Annotated in this window: 14 protein-coding genes; 12 read left to right on the top strand and 2 right to left on the bottom strand. The window is 72.3% G+C overall.

Translation table 11 applies throughout. The features are described 5' to 3' along the window. The first annotated feature begins 205 nt into the window (after window positions 1-205). On the top strand, window positions 206-928 hold the full coding sequence (locus OG776_RS03345) for an FAD binding domain-containing protein (RefSeq protein WP_148011236.1): 723 nt from the start codon (window positions 206-208) through the stop codon (window positions 926-928). Between the two features lie 36 nt (window positions 929-964). Here OG776_RS03345 and OG776_RS03350 read toward each other — a convergent pair whose 3' ends face one another. Further along, the gene (locus OG776_RS03350) at window positions 965-1471 is read right to left on the bottom strand and encodes a cupin domain-containing protein (protein ID WP_329318760.1); all 507 of its coding nucleotides are present in this window, start codon (window positions 1469-1471) and stop codon (window positions 965-967) included. A 137-nt stretch (window positions 1472-1608) separates the two neighbouring features. Between OG776_RS03350 and OG776_RS03355 the strand changes: the two genes are divergently transcribed. From OG776_RS03355 to OG776_RS03405, 11 genes are all read left to right on the top strand, one after another. Then, window positions 1609-2043, top strand: coding sequence for an RrF2 family transcriptional regulator (locus OG776_RS03355; protein WP_329318761.1), 435 nt, complete (start codon window positions 1609-1611; stop codon window positions 2041-2043). Then, the gene (locus OG776_RS03360) at window positions 2040-2939 is read left to right on the top strand and encodes a DsbA family oxidoreductase (RefSeq protein WP_329318763.1); all 900 of its coding nucleotides are present in this window, start codon (window positions 2040-2042) and stop codon (window positions 2937-2939) included. The genes OG776_RS03355 and OG776_RS03360 overlap by 4 nt, the downstream gene beginning before the upstream one ends. Before the next feature lie 669 nt (window positions 2940-3608). Further along, window positions 3609-5183 (top strand): ABC transporter substrate-binding protein, encoded by a 1575-nt coding sequence (locus OG776_RS03365; RefSeq protein ID WP_329318765.1) that lies wholly within the window; start codon window positions 3609-3611, stop codon window positions 5181-5183. 31 nt (window positions 5184-5214) lie between these two features. Continuing rightward, window positions 5215-6243, top strand: a complete 1029-nt coding sequence (locus OG776_RS03370; protein WP_148011239.1) for an ABC transporter permease — start codon at window positions 5215-5217, stop codon at window positions 6241-6243. Between the two features lie 2 nt (window positions 6244-6245). Beyond that, window positions 6246-7136, top strand: a complete 891-nt coding sequence (locus OG776_RS03375) for an ABC transporter permease (RefSeq protein ID WP_329323637.1) — start codon at window positions 6246-6248, stop codon at window positions 7134-7136. Beyond that, window positions 7133-8101, top strand: coding sequence for an ABC transporter ATP-binding protein (locus OG776_RS03380; protein WP_148011240.1), 969 nt, complete (start codon window positions 7133-7135; stop codon window positions 8099-8101). Before OG776_RS03375 ends, OG776_RS03380 begins: the two co-directional genes overlap by 4 nt. Further along, a complete protein-coding gene (locus tag OG776_RS03385; protein ID WP_329318769.1) occupies window positions 8098-8961 on the top strand; it encodes an ABC transporter ATP-binding protein in 864 nt (287 codons plus the stop codon). The genes OG776_RS03380 and OG776_RS03385 overlap by 4 nt, the downstream gene beginning before the upstream one ends. Window positions 8962-9031: 70 nt before the next feature. After that, the gene (locus OG776_RS03390) at window positions 9032-10372 is read left to right on the top strand and encodes an LLM class flavin-dependent oxidoreductase (RefSeq protein WP_329318771.1); all 1341 of its coding nucleotides are present in this window, start codon (window positions 9032-9034) and stop codon (window positions 10370-10372) included. 63 nt (window positions 10373-10435) lie between these two features. Next, window positions 10436-11464, top strand: a complete 1029-nt coding sequence (locus OG776_RS03395) for an LLM class flavin-dependent oxidoreductase (RefSeq protein WP_148011243.1) — start codon at window positions 10436-10438, stop codon at window positions 11462-11464. A 1-nt stretch (window position 11465) separates the two neighbouring features. Then, window positions 11466-12266 (top strand): alpha/beta hydrolase, encoded by an 801-nt coding sequence (locus OG776_RS03400; RefSeq protein WP_329318774.1) that lies wholly within the window; start codon window positions 11466-11468, stop codon window positions 12264-12266. A gap of 124 nt (window positions 12267-12390) precedes the next feature. Next, complete coding sequence (locus tag OG776_RS03405) at window positions 12391-12906, top strand: flavin reductase family protein (protein WP_329318776.1); 516 nt, start codon at window positions 12391-12393, stop codon at window positions 12904-12906. A 27-nt stretch (window positions 12907-12933) separates the two neighbouring features. Here OG776_RS03405 and OG776_RS03410 read toward each other — a convergent pair whose 3' ends face one another. Continuing rightward, window positions 12934-13677: an SDR family NAD(P)-dependent oxidoreductase gene (locus OG776_RS03410; RefSeq protein ID WP_329318778.1), complete on the bottom strand. Its 744-nt coding sequence runs from the start codon at window positions 13675-13677 to the stop codon at window positions 12934-12936. Window positions 13678-14108 lie beyond the last annotated feature (431 nt).

Below are 14108 nucleotides of genomic sequence, written 5' to 3' on the forward strand. Positions count from 1 at the left end.
CCGCCGCGTGCGGCACCCTGCACCGGCCGTCCCGAAGGGCGGACAGGACTGCCGAATTCCTGCGCGCGAGGAGCGCGAGAGGTGAAACGATGAGCCCTGCATGCGCCCCCGCGTCCGTGGGGAGAATGCGCAAGTGCCGGCGCTCGAGCGGCTGAGCCGTCGCGTTCCACCGTCGCCAACTCCCAGGAAAGCAGGGTCGGCTGCCATGCTGCTGCGTCTGCCCACGTCCGTGTCCGAAGCACAGGAGTGCATGGCCGAGGGGGCGGAGCCGATAGGCGGCGCGACACTGGTCTGGGCGACCTGGCAGCGGGACGGGTTCCCCGAACGGGCCATGTCCTTGCGCGACTTGCCGGAGGCCAACGCGATCGGGTCGGGATCACTGGGCTCCGCCGTGGTGCTGAACCGCGTCGACGACCGTGTGCCCGAGGTGCTGCGGCGGGCAGCGGGTTCGGTCGGGACCGGGGCGGTCCGCCGGACGGCCACGGTCGGCGGCAACCTCGTCGGCAGCACCCTGCGCTGTCTGCTGCCCGCGGCGCTCGTCCTGGACGCCGGTGCCACGGTGCTGGAACCGGACCGGGTCTACGAGACCGACCTCGCCGAGGTGATCGCCAAGCGCCACCTCCTGCTCGCCCTCCACTGGCGTGAACCCAGGGTCAGCGGCTACCTCAAGGCGGCCGGCGACGCGGGCGGACCGCCACCCCTCGTCGTCGCCACCGCCGTGCACGCCGACGACGAAGGGCGCCACCGCCTGCGGGTCGCGGTCCGGGACGGCTACGACGTCCTCTGCGAGAGCGTCGACTGCGACACGGACACCGCGCGGGTGCTCGACGCGCTGGACGCCACCGACCTCGGCGGGCTGCACTCCACGGCCTCCGAGTCGGTGCGCGAGCAGGTCACCGCGATCCTGGCGCGTGTCACCGACGGATGAAGTGAGGCCGCGAACCGCCTTTGAACCGCGCGGAGTTCACCCCTCGTCGGCCGGAAGCGCGTACAACCCCGGGAGGTTGACCACGATCGCCTCCTGGGTGCTCCGGGCGATGACGACCACCGCCTCGTCGTCGGGGTCCGGGTTCTCCTCCCGGTGCGGCACGAACGGCGGGACGAAGATGTAGTCGCCCGGGGAGGTGCGCAGCCGTACCTCCTCCGGCTCGCTCCCCGAGTCGTCGAGGAAGACGAACTCCGGGTGTCCGCTCACCACGTAGATGGCGGTCTCGGACTCCCCGTGATGGTGGTCGGAGGAGGCGGTGGCGGGTGCCACGTGGGTCTGGCCCATCCACAGCTTCTCGGAGCCGACGTTCCTCCCGCTCACGGCGGCGAACCTGCGCATGCCACCGCTCTGCGCGGTGTCACCGTCCAGGGCGTCGGCGCGGATGTGGTGCAGACGGGTGCGCAGCGATGTCGCCGGGCGGTCCGCCGTGTCGTGGAGATGAGGGTGAAAGCCTTCACCAGGGGTCGTCGTCGGCTCGCTCATGGCCGGGACGCTAGAGCGGGCCCGAAATGGATGTCAAGAGGTGTCCATTGCCGTTCACCTGCGGCAATGTTGCCGCAATGTGGGGCGGAAGCCGTTCGGCCCGCTCGCGCGGCGGGCTCCTCGGGCATGATGTGCGCATGCATATTTCCGCGAAGGCGGACTACGCCATGCGGGCACTTCTGGAGCTCGCCCGTGAACCCGCCCGCCCCCTCACCTGCGAGGCGATCGCCTCGTCGCAGGAGATCCCGTTCCGGTTCCTGAAGTCCGTGGTGGGCGAACTGCGCAGAGCGGGTCTGGTGCGCAGTCAGCGGGGCTGCGAGGGCGGTTACTGGCTCGGCAGACCCGCTGAGGAGATCACTTTGCTGGACGTCGCGCGTGCGGTCGACGGCGAGTTGATCACCCTGCGCGGCGCTCCGCTGGACGGTCTCGACTATCCCGGTCCGGCGGCGGGACTGCCGGGCGTGTGGCGCGAGGTCGAAGCGGGCGCGGCCGCGGTCCTGGGCGGGGTGACCCTGAGGTCCTTGCTGTCCGGGGCGGCGCCGGGAGGACTGGCCCGGACGGGCGCGGCGTGACCGGCTCTGCGGGGCCGCCGCCGGTCGAAGTGGTCGAGTTCACCGACCCGTTGTGTCCCTGGGCCTGGGGATCCGAGCCCGTCTTCCGCGCGTTGCGCGCCGCGCTCGGCGGCCGGGTGCGGTGGCGCCGGGCGTACGCGATCCTCTTCGACGAGGACGACGACCCACCGCCCGACCCGACGGCGGAGACCGCCTGGTACGCGCGTTACGTCGAGGAGATCAGCGCGCACAGCGAGGCTCCGCGTGCCCTGCGGCTCAGCCGGGTGGCGGCCAGTTCCTGGCCCGCCTCCCTGGTCGCCAAGGCCGCCGAACGACAGGGCGCCGAGGTGGCCGACCGGGTGCTGCGCCGGCTGCGGGAGTCCGTCTTCGTCCTGGGGGAACCGGCGGACACCGTGGCGCTGGCCCTGTCCGCCGCACGCGGCACGCCGGGGCTCACCCCGGAGCGGCTGGCGGCCGATGCCGCGTCCGAGGCGGTGCTGCGACAGGTGCGTGCCGACCGGGCGGAGGCGCGGCGGCCGGTCCCCGAGGTGCTGGCGCCGGGAGGCGGGTCGCCGCATCCCGGGGCGGCGAAGGAGACCGCCGACGGCGGGCGCCGGTACGCGCTGCCCACCCTGCTCTTCCGGTCGCCCGAGGGGTGCCGCGCAGTGCCCGGCTGGCGGCCCTTCGAGGAGTACGCCGCCGCCGTCGACGCGCTGCGCCCGGGGCTGTTGGGAGCCGCCGCGCCGCTCCGCCCCGCGCGGGCGCTGGAGCGCTACCGGAGCCTCAGCGACCCCGAGAGGCGGCTGCTCACGAAGGGGGCGTGGCCGCCGGCACACGCCGTACGGGTCGACACCGGCAACGGCCCCCTGTGGCTGCACCCCGACGAGGCCGCGGTGCACCCCGCGACCGCCCGCTGAGCACCTCCCGCCGGTCGGCAGGTCTCTGATCTGCGATCAGTGACCTGTCCCGCCGAATGAGACACCAATTGGTGTCCATTGACAGCCGGTCGAAGCTGCCCCCAGGATGTGCAGCATGCTCACGACGCACCCCGGTGTGGTGTGCCGCTACGTGGACCTGCGGCGCACCAGCAGCGCACTCTGTCGCTGACCTTCCGCCGCCCCCGGCCCGCGGGCGCCTGACCGCCGCTCCCGGCATCGGCCGCCCGCCCCTCGCCCGAGCCGCGTCCGCCGTCCCGCGTCCGCGCCGCCACCGCAGCGCCTCCCGCCTCCACGCGGTGTCGCACATCCTCCTCATCCGTCCGGCCCGCCGTCCTGGGCCCGGTCCTTCCCTGTCCTGAGCGCCCCCGCACCCCGAGCGTGCGCGGTCGCTTCCTCCGGTGTGTCCGTCCGGGTACCGGCCGACCGCACGTACGGACGGAAAGCCGCCACGTGCTCCTGGCCTTCCGTCCCCACGCCCTCTTGCTCCGTCGTCTTGTCTCTCCGTCGCTTTGTCGCTCCCTCTCCTTGTCGTCGCTCGCCCGATCCCCTGCTCTCCCTGTCCCCCTCTCCCACGCTGCCCCCGTTCCGCCCTCGCGTTCCGCTCGCCCCGCCGCGATCCGGGCCGGGGCCCACCACAGGAAGAAAACGATGCCCGCCCACCTCACCACCCAGCACCGCGGACCGGCCCTGTCCTCCTCCCGACGGCCCGGCGGCCGGCGAGCCGTCGTCCTCGCGACCGCCCTCGTCGCCCTGGCCGCACCCGCTCTCAGCGCCTGCGGCGGTGATTCCGCTGCGGCAGGGGGCGGCGCCACCCTCAAGTGGACGTCGTCCTACTTCCCGACCCACTGGGACCCGGTGGTCGGTGGCAGTGGCGCACAGTTCCGCGAACTTGCCCTGACCTACGCCTCGTTGACGCGCACGGACGAGACGGGCAAGGCCGTTCCGGACCTCGCGAAGAGCTGGGAGTACAACAAGAAGGGAGACCGGATCACCTTCCATCTGCGCCCCGGCCTGAAGTTCAGCGACGGTCAGCCGGTCGACGCCGCGGCGGTCAAGGCTGCGATCGAACGGGCCCAGAAGCAGAAGAACTCGGCGCTCTTCGGCGACCTGACCTCCATCGAGTCGGTGGACGCCGAAGGGCTGGACGCGGTCCTGCACCTGACCCAGGTCGACTACCAGATCCCTCAGCTGCTCGGCGAACGCGTCCTGCAGATCGCCAGTCCGAAAGCGGCGAAGAACCCGGCGAAGCTGGACCAGAACCCGGTCGGCGCCGGTCCGTTCACCGTCACCCAGCTGGTCCCCGGCACCAAGGCGGTACTCAAGAAGAACCCGGACTACTGGGACGCGAAGAACATCCACATCGACAACGTCGAGCTGACCTCCGCACCGGACGCCTCCACGGTGGTCTCGGGCCTTCAGACCGGCGTCTACAACTTCGCCGATCTGGACCCGAGTCAGGCGTCGGCCGCCAAGAAGGCCGGCCTCGACGTCTTCGTCCAGCCGGGCTTCAACGCCTCGAATCTCAGCCTGAACATCAACAAGGCGCCGTTCGACAACGACAAGGTCGTCGACGCCGTCCGGTACGCGATCAACCGTCAGGAGTTCGTGGACAAGCTGACGTTCGGCTACGGCGAGGTCACCGACCAGCCGTTCCCCAAGGGGTACGTGGCCTACGACCCGAAGTCCGAGGCCGATCACCCCTACGACCCGGCGAAGTCGAGGAAGCTGCTCTCCGAGGCGGGTTACAAGGCGGGCGCCATCAAACTCGACCTGGTCATCCCCGCGGACGACCCCCAGGCCGAGATCGTCCAGTCGCAGCTGGCCAAGGTCGGCATCACCGTCACCATCAAGGTCGACAAGAACTGGGCCACCCCGTTCTTCGCCAAGAACCTGACGTTCTCGCTGTACGGGACCACCGGCCGTGACTCCGCCCTGCAAACCCTCACCGCCCATTTCGGTCCCAACGGCCCGCTGAACCTCAGTTCGCCCTACGAGCCCGCCGGTTTCGAGGCCGCCGTCGCCAAGGTCCGCCAGACCCCGCTGGACGCGCCCGACTACGCCACGGTGCTGCAGGCGGCGACGCGCGCGGGGCTGAAGAGCAAGGCCCTCGTCTTCACCTACTCGCAGCCGAACCTCATCGCCAAGAGCAAGTCGATCTCGGGCCTCCCCAAGAACCCGGCCCACATCGACTGGACCGGCGTGACCATCTCCAGCGGCAACTGACAACCGTCCATCACAGAGAGGGGGCAACTCCATGACGACGACAGCGCTGCGGGGCGTGTCCGCCCGCCGTCGCGGGGTCGCCGTGACCAGGGCGCGGCACACGCTGGGCCGGGTCCTGGCCACCCTCGCCCGGTCCGTCGCGATCTTCGTGCCCGTCTTCGTGGTCGCGACGTTCGTGACGTTCGCGCTTCGGTCGCTGAGCGGACTCAGCCCGGCGCGCATCCAACTGGGCGAAGAGGCGACTCCCGAGGCGATCCACCGCGTCGAGTCCCAGTGGGGGCTCGACCGGCCCTTCCTGGTCCAGTACTGGGACTGGTTCAGTGGCGTCCTGCACGGACGGCTCGGTGCCAGCTGGACCAACGGCGCCGACATCTCCACGCTCATCGGCCTGGGCCTCGAAGTGAGCCTGTCCGTCGCGACGTTCGCGCTCGTCATCGGTGTGGTCGTCGGCTTCACCCTCGGCACGGTGGCCGCGCTGCGGCGCACCACCTGGGTGGACCGTGCGATCACGGGCTTCGTCACCGTCGTCTCGGTGATGCCGGCCTTCGTCGTCGGCATCGTGCTCGTCGCGGTCTTCGCGGTGGGGCTCCATGTGTTCCCCTCGGCCGGCTACGTCCCGGCACGGCAGGGCATCGGCCCGTGGCTCGCGCACATCACCCTCCCGGCGATCGCGCTGAGCTTCGACGTCGTCGCGGATGTCGCCCGCCAGCTGCGCGGCAGTCTCGTCGCGGCCTACCGGGAGAACTACGTGACGGGCGCGGTGGTCCGCGGTCTCGGGGCGCGCCGGATCTTCCTCGTGCATGTGCTGCGGAACGGCCTCGGGCCGGCGCTCGCCACGCTCGGTCTGAAGTTCCCCGCGCTCGTCGGCGCCTCCGTCGTCACCGAGTGGATCTTCGGCCTGCAGGGCTTCGGCAGGTTCGCCAACGACTCCGCGCAGGCCGGTGACGTACCGGCGGTGCAGGGCGTGCTGGTCGTGTCGATCGTGCTCGTCGTCCTGTTCAACCTGATCGTCAACCTGGTGCTGGCGCGTGTGACGCCGGCGTCACAGCGGGGGGTATGACCATGGTGCGCCGCGTCCTGTCCCTCACGTCCGGCCGGATCGCCGTCGCGGTCCTCACCCTGATCGCCCTGCTCGCGGTCCTCGGACCACTGCTCGCCCCGCAGGACCCCCTCGCCACCAGCGACCACACGCTCGCGGCGGCGTCGGGCGCCCACTGGCTCGGCACCGACTACCTCGGCCGCGACGTGCTGAGCCGACTGCTCGACGGCTCCCGGGTCAGCGTGCTCGGCTCTCTCGAAGTCGCCCTGATGGCGCTGGTGGTCGGCGCGGTGCCGGGCATCCTCTCGGTCTGTCTGGGCCGGGTCTTCGAGTGGGTCACCCTCCGCCTGGCCGACACCCTGGTCGCGCTCCCGTTCCTGCTGTTCGCGGTCGCGGTGATCGCGCTGCTGGGCAACGGCATCACCCAGGCCATGTTCGTCACGGGCGCGTTGGTCTCCCCGCTCTTCTACCGGGTGGCCCGCGCCGCCACCCTGACCGTCGCCCGCTCGCAGTACGTGGAGGCCGCGCTGATCTCCGGTGCCTCGATCGGCTGGATCGTACGGCGTCATGTGTGGGCCAAGGTGCTTCCGCCGATCGCCGTCGCGCTCGCCCAGACCGTCGGAGTCGGCTTCATCATCGTGTCGAGCCTGACGTTCCTCGGCATCGGGGTCCAGCCGCCCGCGCCCACCTGGGGCGGCCTGCTCGCCTCGGACCTCGGCTATCTGAGCTACCAGCCGTGGGCGCCCCTCGTCCCCGCGCTGCTGATCATGATCACGGTCTGGGCCGCCAACCTGCTCGCCGACGCCGTCCGGGACGTCTCCGGCGAGGCCGGGCGGGCGTTCGTCAACAACCGCAAGGCCCGTGCCAACCGTCTCGACCAGACCGCTGCCGTTCCCACCGGAGGTGCGCGATGACGACCCTGTCCCACGACGCCGCCCGCGAGAGGACCCCCGCCGCCGCGAGCGGAACGGAGGGCGCGCCCACGACGACCGCCGCGACGGGTGTGGCCGACACGACCGGTGCGGCCGGTCCGGCCGACACGACCAGTACGGCCGGTGCGGCCGCCGTGCCCGTCCTCGCCGTCCGCGGGATGCGCATCGGCGACCTGGCCGGCGGCCGCGAGATCGTGCACGGGGTGAGCTTCGAACTCACCCCCGGCAAGGCCGTCGGCATCGTCGGCGAGTCCGGCAGCGGGAAGACCCTCACCTGCCGGGCCGCGCTCGGCATCCTGCCCCCGCACTTCGAGGTCACCGGCGGCTCGGTCGAGATCGGCGGCACCGACATCGCGACCCTGACCGCGCGGCAGTGGACGGCGCTGCGCGGGGCGACGATCAGCGCGGTCTTCCAGGACCCCGCGTCCTACCTCAACCCGTCGATCCGGGTGGGAGCACAGATCGCCGAGGTGGTCCGGGTCAAGAAGGCGCTGAAGCGGCGCGAGGCCCGCCGCCGTGCCGTCGAGCTGCTGGCCGCGGTGCGGTTGCGCGACCCCGAGCTGGTCTACGGCCAGTACCCCCACGAACTCTCGGGAGGCATGCTCCAGCGGGTGCTGATCGCGGTGGCGATCGCCGCCGATCCGCGGATCCTCATCGCCGACGAGGCCACGACGGCGCTCGACGTCACCGTGCAGGCCGAGATCCTCGACCTGCTCGCCGAACTGCGCCGGCGGGCCGGGCTCGCCCTGGTGGTCGTCTCCCACGACCTCGCCGTCGTCGCCCAGTTGTGCGACGAGGTGCTCGTCATGCGGGAGGGCGAGGTCGTGGAGCACGGCCCGACCGAGGCAGTGCTCCACCGGCCTCGGCACGAATACACCCGCCTGCTCATCGCCGAGCACGAGCAGTACGGCCTGGAGAAGTTCCTCGCGCCGACGGAGGCCTCATGACCGCCCCACTCCCCCGAGGCGCGTCCGCCGACGCCCTCCCGGACGCCGTCCTCGAAGTGACCGGCCTGGATGTGCACTACGGCACGCGGCGCCGCCGGCGCCGTGCGCTGCACGGTGTCTCGCTGAGCGTCGCGCCGGGCGAGACCGTCGGGGTCATCGGCGAGACGGGGTCGGGCAAGTCCACCTTCGCCCGTACCGTGCTCGGCCTGGTGCGCGCCTCGGCGGGCCGGATCGTCATCGACGGCGAGGACGTCAGCGCGTACGGTCCGCGCCAGTGGCGCGGCCTGCGCCGCCGCGGTGTCGTCCAGTACGTCTTCCAGGACCCGCTGCGCAGCCTCGACCCCGACCTCACCGTCGAGGAATCGCTGGTCGAGCCGCTGCTCGTGCAGGACGTCGCGCGGACGGAGGCGGCCGACCGGGCCCGGACGTTCCTCGCTCGCGTGCGGCTCTCGGAGGACCTGCTCGACCGGTTGCCGGGCGAGCTCTCCGGAGGCCAGCGACAGCGGGTCGCGGTGGCCCGGGCACTGGTCACCGAGCCGCGGCTGGTCATCCTCGACGAGCCCGTCAGCGCGCTGGACTCGGCGAATCGCGTCCAGATCCTGCAGATCCTCAAGGAACTCCGCGCCGCCGGCGTGGCCCTGATCTTCATCTCGCACGACCTGGGGTCCGTCGCCGGGATCGCCGACCGGGTCGCGGTCCTCTACCAGGGCGAACTGGTCGAGGTCGGCACCGCCCGGGACGTCATCACCCGTCCACGGCACGACTACACCCGCCTGCTGGTCGGCTCGGCGCCCACCCTGCGCTCCACCTCGGCCGACCGCGCCGAACGCGAAGCGCTGCGCGCCCTGCTGCGTGCCTGAGCACGGCACGGCGCCCCGGACCAGCGCTCCACAGAACCCAGTTACCTGAGAAGCACGGAGAGGAACACCCATGTCCCGCACCCTTCACCTCGCGCTGCACCCCTACGGCGTCGGCGGCCCCGGCCAGCACGGTCTGTGGAAGGACCCGCGCGTCGCGAAGAACGCGAGCATCGACATCAACTACTACATCGCGCAGGCCAAGGCGGCCGAACACGCCCTCTTCGACGCCCTGTTCATCGTCGACAGCCAGTTCATCAACTCCACCTACCCGGCGCACTACCTGAACCGGCTGGAGCCGCTCACGCTGCTGTCGGCGGTCGCCACCCACACCCGGCACATCGGACTGGTGGGCACGGCCAGTTCGACGTACAACTCGCCCTTCAACCTCGCCCGCCGGTTCGCCTCGCTCGACCACATCAGCGGCGGGCGCGCCGGCTGGAACGTGGTCACCAGTTTCGACACCGGGACGTCCAGGAACTTCGGGCTCGACGAACACCTCGACTACACCGCCCGGTACGGCCGGGCGCTGGAGTTCGTCCAGGTCGCCCGGGGCCTGTGGGACTCCTACGAGGACGACGCGTTCCCCGCCGACGTGGCATGCGACGTCTTCCTCGACCCGGCCAAGCTGCACACGCTCGACCACGAGGGCGAACACTTCAGGGTCGCCGGACCGCTCAACCTCTCCCGGTCGCCGCAGGGCCAGCCGGTGATCTTCCAGGCGGGGGTCTCCGAGGAGGGGCGCGATCTCGCGGCCCGGGTCGCCGAGGGCATCTACGCACCGGGCGGCACCCTGCGACAGGCGCAGGAGTACTACGCCGACATCAAGGCCCGCACGGCGTCGTACGGCCGCGACCCGGAGCACATCAAGATCTTCATCCACGGCGGGCCGGTCGTCGCGGCCACCGACGAGGCGGCCACCCGCCGCGAGCGGGAGATCTTCGAGGAGGACAACGACTTCGACCGCAACCTCGCGCTCCTCGGACGCTCCTTCGGGGCCTACGACTTCAGCGCGCACGACCTGGACGCGCCGTTCCCCGACGTCGCGCACCTCGCGGAGAAGGGCGGCCGCACCGGTGCCGCCAAGCTCATCGAGCGAGCCCGGACGGAGAACCTGACGTTGCGTCAAGTAGCAGAGTCCATCAGTGAGTTCCGCAGGTCGCCGTTTGTCGGGGCGCCGACGACCGTCGCCGACACCATCGAGCGGTGGTTCGCCGCGGGCACCTTCGACGGCATCAACCTCGCCTTCCGCAACAACGACGACCTGGAACTGTTCGTCGACGGTGTCGTACCGATCCTGCAGAGGCGGGGGCTGTTCCGTACCGAGTACGCGGCCGACACCCTGCGCGGGAATCTCGGGCTGCCGGTCCCGGCCAACCGCCACACCCGCGAACCCCACCTCGTGAACGGCTGAGACCACTTCCCGCCCCCGCGACCGGAGGACGACTCGGTCCGATCCCCGAAAGGCGAGCACATCATGACCTCCCCGACACCGCGCCTCAGACTCGGTTTCCTCACCCACGTCCAGGGCCGCGGCGACGACCTGGCCCGGACGTACCGCAACGCGCAGGAACTCTTCGTCGTCGCCGACGAACTCGGCTTCGACACCGGGTGGGTGGCCCAGCACCACGTACCGGCCGGCGGCGGAGGTCTCTCCTCGCCGTGGACGTTCCTGGCGCACGCCGCCGCGCGGACCACCCGGATCCGGCTCGGCACCGCCATCACCGTCCTCCCGCTGGAGGACCCGGTCCGGCTCGCGGAGGACGTCGCCGTCGTCGACACGCTCAGCGGCGGACGGGTCGAGATCGGCGTGGGCAGCGGTTACAACGACACGGAGTACGCCGCGTTCGGCCAGGACGTCACCCGCAAACGCGAGCTGACCAGCGAGAAGCTGACCGTGCTGCGCCGGGCGCTGGCCGGTGAGGAGGTGCGTGCGCCCGGATTTCGCGTCCAGCCGACGCCCGGCGACTTCACGGACCGGATCTGGCAGGGGGTCTTCAGCGGCCCCGGCGCACGGCACGCCGCCGACGGCGGGTCGAACCTCCTGATCAACCGTGCGGCCTACGGCCACGACGCCCCCACCGACGAGGTGCAGCGCCCCTGGGCGGACGCGTTCCTCGACGCCTGGGACCGGCCCCGCCGGCCGCGGATCGGACTGTCCCGGTTCGTGTTCCCGGCGAAGGACCGGCGTACGGCGCTCCGGCAGATCGGCGACGACGTCCACCGGGCGGCTCTTCGCCAGGCGGAGAGCGGTGCCTTCCCGAAGGACCTGAGCCTGGAGGAGGCACTGCGGCGCTTCCACTCGTTCCACGGCCATCCCGACGAGATCACCGCCGCGCTCCGCGAGGAGAAGGTGCTGCCGGTCGCGACCGATCTGATCACCCAGTTCAACCCCGCCGTCCCCGACCACGACGCCGCGATCCGTGCGCTGGAGCTGATCGCGACCGAAGTGGCGCCCGCCCTGGGCTGGAAGCCCGCGACCGTGCCCGACCTCGCAGGAGCGTGAGATGACCCAGTACACCGACCACCACGGCCCGGAAGGCCTCCTGACCCGCGGCACGATCGTCGTGGTGCCCGGCCGCGGAGAGGGCCGGGCCGCCTACGCCCGGTTCGGCAGGAGGCTGGCGGCCGACGCCTACCGCGTCCGCGTCGTCGACGCCCCGCGGACCGACCCGGAGGACCTGACCGGTTCACTGACGCGGTTCGGTGACGAACTCGTCGCGGCCGTAGGAGGTACCGCCGCCGAGGACGGGGTGGCCCGGCCCGTCGTCCTGGTCGGAGCCGACACCGGCGCCCTCGCCGTCGCCGCGCTCCTCGGCCTGGAGGGATCGTCCGCCGCCCGGCTGCCGGACGCCGTCGTCCTCGCGGGTCCGCCGGGGCCCGGGGCGGACGGCGGCCCGGTGAGCACGGACGCGGCAGGAGACGAGGCGGAACCGTGGCAGGACGAGCTCGACATCCGTACCTTCTGCCCGGCCCACCGGGCCGTCCTGTCCGACGACTCCGGGACGCGGCGGGGCTCGCTCGCAACCCCGGTGCCGGAAGCGCTGCTCGACGCGGCCCACCGAAGTGACATCCCGGTCCCCACGCTGATCCTCCTGGGCGACGCCGATCCGCTCGCCGACCGCGACGCCCTCACCCGCACCGCGAAGTCCTTGCCGCGCGCCCGCCTGGCGGTGGTCCGCGACGCCCACCACGACGTCCTCAACGACCTGCAGCACCGCTCGGTGGCGGCCGAGGTCGTCACGTTCCTGGAGACGGTCCGCAACGGGCTGGTGCCGCTCGTCACGGTGGAGGCGAGCGCGTGGTGAGCACCGGCCGCGCGACCGGCCGCCCACGACGGCCCGGTGCCGCGCCCGCGCGTGGTGCGTCCCGGCCCCGCCACCCCGCCGGGCGGACGGTGACCCCCACCCCGACCCACCGGAAGGAAACGGCATGACCGCCCCTCTCCACCCCGACGCGCCGCCGTCGCCGCCGGCTCCCGACAGCGCGGACCTGCTCCGCGACACGCTGCGCCGGCACGCGGCCGGGGTCACGGTGATCACTTTCCCCGGCCCTGTCGGCTTCACCGCCACGTCGTTCACCTCCGTCTCGCTGCGCCCCGCCCTGGTGTCCTTCTGCGTCGGTGTCGACGCCTCCAGCGCCCCCGCCGCCCGCCGCGCGGACCGGTTCGCCGTCCATGTGCTCGGCACGGCCAACGCCGGTCTGGCGAGCCGGTTCGCGCGCAGTGGCGTGGACCGCTTCGCCGGTGTCCCCTGGCGGGCGCAGCCGGACGGTCTGCCCGTGCTCGACGGTGTCGCCGCCTGGCTCTCCGCCCGGATCACCCTCCGTCAGACCGTCGGTGACCACCTGCTGGTCGTCGGCGAGGTCGACTCGGGCGCGACGGCCGCGCAGGCCACGGCACTCGTGCACCACAACGGGTCGTTCGCCTCGGCGCATCCCCTGGTGTGATCCGCGTGCCGGCGGCCACCCCTGGGCTCAGGCCGCGAACCCGCCGTCCACGGCGATGGTGGCGCCGGTGATGTACCGGCCCGCGTCACCCGCGAGATGGGAGACCGTGGCGGCGACGTCCGACGGCTGCCCGTAGCGGCCGAGCGCGGTGAAGCCCCGCTGCGCGTCGGCGCCCGGCCCGTCGGAGGGGTTCATGTCCGTCTCCGTCGGGCCGGGGTGGACCAGGTTGGCGGTGATGCCCCGCGCGCCCAGCTCACGGGCCAGCCATCTGGTGAGGCCGGTCAACGCGGTCTTGCTGGTCGCGTACAGGGATCCGCCGGGGAACGCGGCCCGCTCGGCCATGCAGCTGCCGATGTTGATGATCCGCCCTCCTCCGGTCATGTGGCGGACCGCCGCCTGGGAGGCGACGAACGGGGCCCGCACGTTGATGTGCAGGACCCGGTCGATGTCGGCCGCCGACAGGTCCTCGACCGGGCCGAGCACCCCGATCCCCGCGTTGTTGACGACGATGTCGAGCCGTCCGAACTCGGCCGCGACCCGGTCCACCGCCGCGCGTACCGCCGCCGGGTCGGCGCCGTCGGCCCGGATGGCCTCGGCACGGCGGCCCAGGGCCCTGATCCGGCCGACCACCCCGGCCGCGCGGTCGGCGCCGTCCCGGTAGGTCACCGCGACGTCGGCCCCGTCCTCGGCCAGCCTGAGCGCCACCGCCTCCCCTATACCCCGGCTGCCGCCCGTCACGATGGCCACCCTGCCGTCCAGCATCGCCGTCATGTCTTCGTCCAGCTCCCTTCCAACTGTCCTTTGCTTTCTCCGACTTGCCGATGCTCCCGCGCCGACCGCGGGGAGTCCGGCGGCATTCCGACGTCGTGCTGGGGGCATCACAAGGAGGTACGGCACGACCGGGTGCGGTGCGGGTCCCCGCCGGGGAAGCGCCGTCCCGTGTGCTTCCCGTCGACAGCCGTCACGCCGGAGGCGGGTCGGCCCGACGACCGTCGAACCGGTGCCCGCCCCGCGTCCGGCCCGCACCGGTGGCCGTGGCGTCGCGGAACCCGGGCCGTCGCGCGTGCGTCCGCTCGTCCGTCGGAGCGAGGGTCGCGCGGCCGACGGCCCTCGCCGTCGAGGACCCCTCCCGGTCGGTGAAGGGCGGTCGGCACGGCCGGGCGACACCCGCTCAAGGGGTCGGACGTCTCTCCGTCCGGGCC

Origin of the sequence: Streptomyces sp. NBC_01689 (genome assembly GCF_036250675.1) — a bacterium.
GTDB lineage: Bacteria > Actinomycetota > Actinomycetes > Streptomycetales > Streptomycetaceae > Streptomyces.

Bases quoted from the DNA above. Each gene is read 5' to 3' on its own strand.
- OG776_RS03400 (WP_329318774.1), top strand. From the start codon at position 11,466: ATGACCCAGTACACCGACCACCACGGCCCGGAAGGCCTCCTGACCCGC.
- OG776_RS03355 (WP_329318761.1), top strand. From the start codon at position 1,609: ATGCATATTTCCGCGAAGGCGGACTACGCCATGCGGGCACTTCTGGAG.
- OG776_RS03385 (WP_329318769.1), top strand. From the start codon at position 8,098: ATGACCGCCCCACTCCCCCGAGGCGCGTCCGCCGACGCCCTCCCGGAC.
- OG776_RS03365 (WP_329318765.1), top strand. From the start codon at position 3,609: ATGCCCGCCCACCTCACCACCCAGCACCGCGGACCGGCCCTGTCCTCC.
- OG776_RS03410 (WP_329318778.1), bottom strand. From the start codon at position 13,677: ATGACGGCGATGCTGGACGGCAGGGTGGCCATCGTGACGGGCGGCAGC.
- OG776_RS03395 (WP_148011243.1), top strand. From the start codon at position 10,436: ATGACCTCCCCGACACCGCGCCTCAGACTCGGTTTCCTCACCCACGTC.
- OG776_RS03350 (WP_329318760.1), bottom strand. From the start codon at position 1,471: ATGAGCGAGCCGACGACGACCCCTGGTGAAGGCTTTCACCCTCATCTC.
- OG776_RS03380 (WP_148011240.1), top strand. From the start codon at position 7,133: ATGACGACCCTGTCCCACGACGCCGCCCGCGAGAGGACCCCCGCCGCC.
- OG776_RS03370 (WP_148011239.1), top strand. From the start codon at position 5,215: ATGACGACGACAGCGCTGCGGGGCGTGTCCGCCCGCCGTCGCGGGGTC.
- OG776_RS03390 (WP_329318771.1), top strand. From the start codon at position 9,032: ATGTCCCGCACCCTTCACCTCGCGCTGCACCCCTACGGCGTCGGCGGC.
- OG776_RS03345 (WP_148011236.1), top strand. From the start codon at position 206: ATGCTGCTGCGTCTGCCCACGTCCGTGTCCGAAGCACAGGAGTGCATG.
- OG776_RS03375 (WP_329323637.1), top strand. From the start codon at position 6,246: ATGGTGCGCCGCGTCCTGTCCCTCACGTCCGGCCGGATCGCCGTCGCG.
- OG776_RS03405 (WP_329318776.1), top strand. From the start codon at position 12,391: ATGACCGCCCCTCTCCACCCCGACGCGCCGCCGTCGCCGCCGGCTCCC.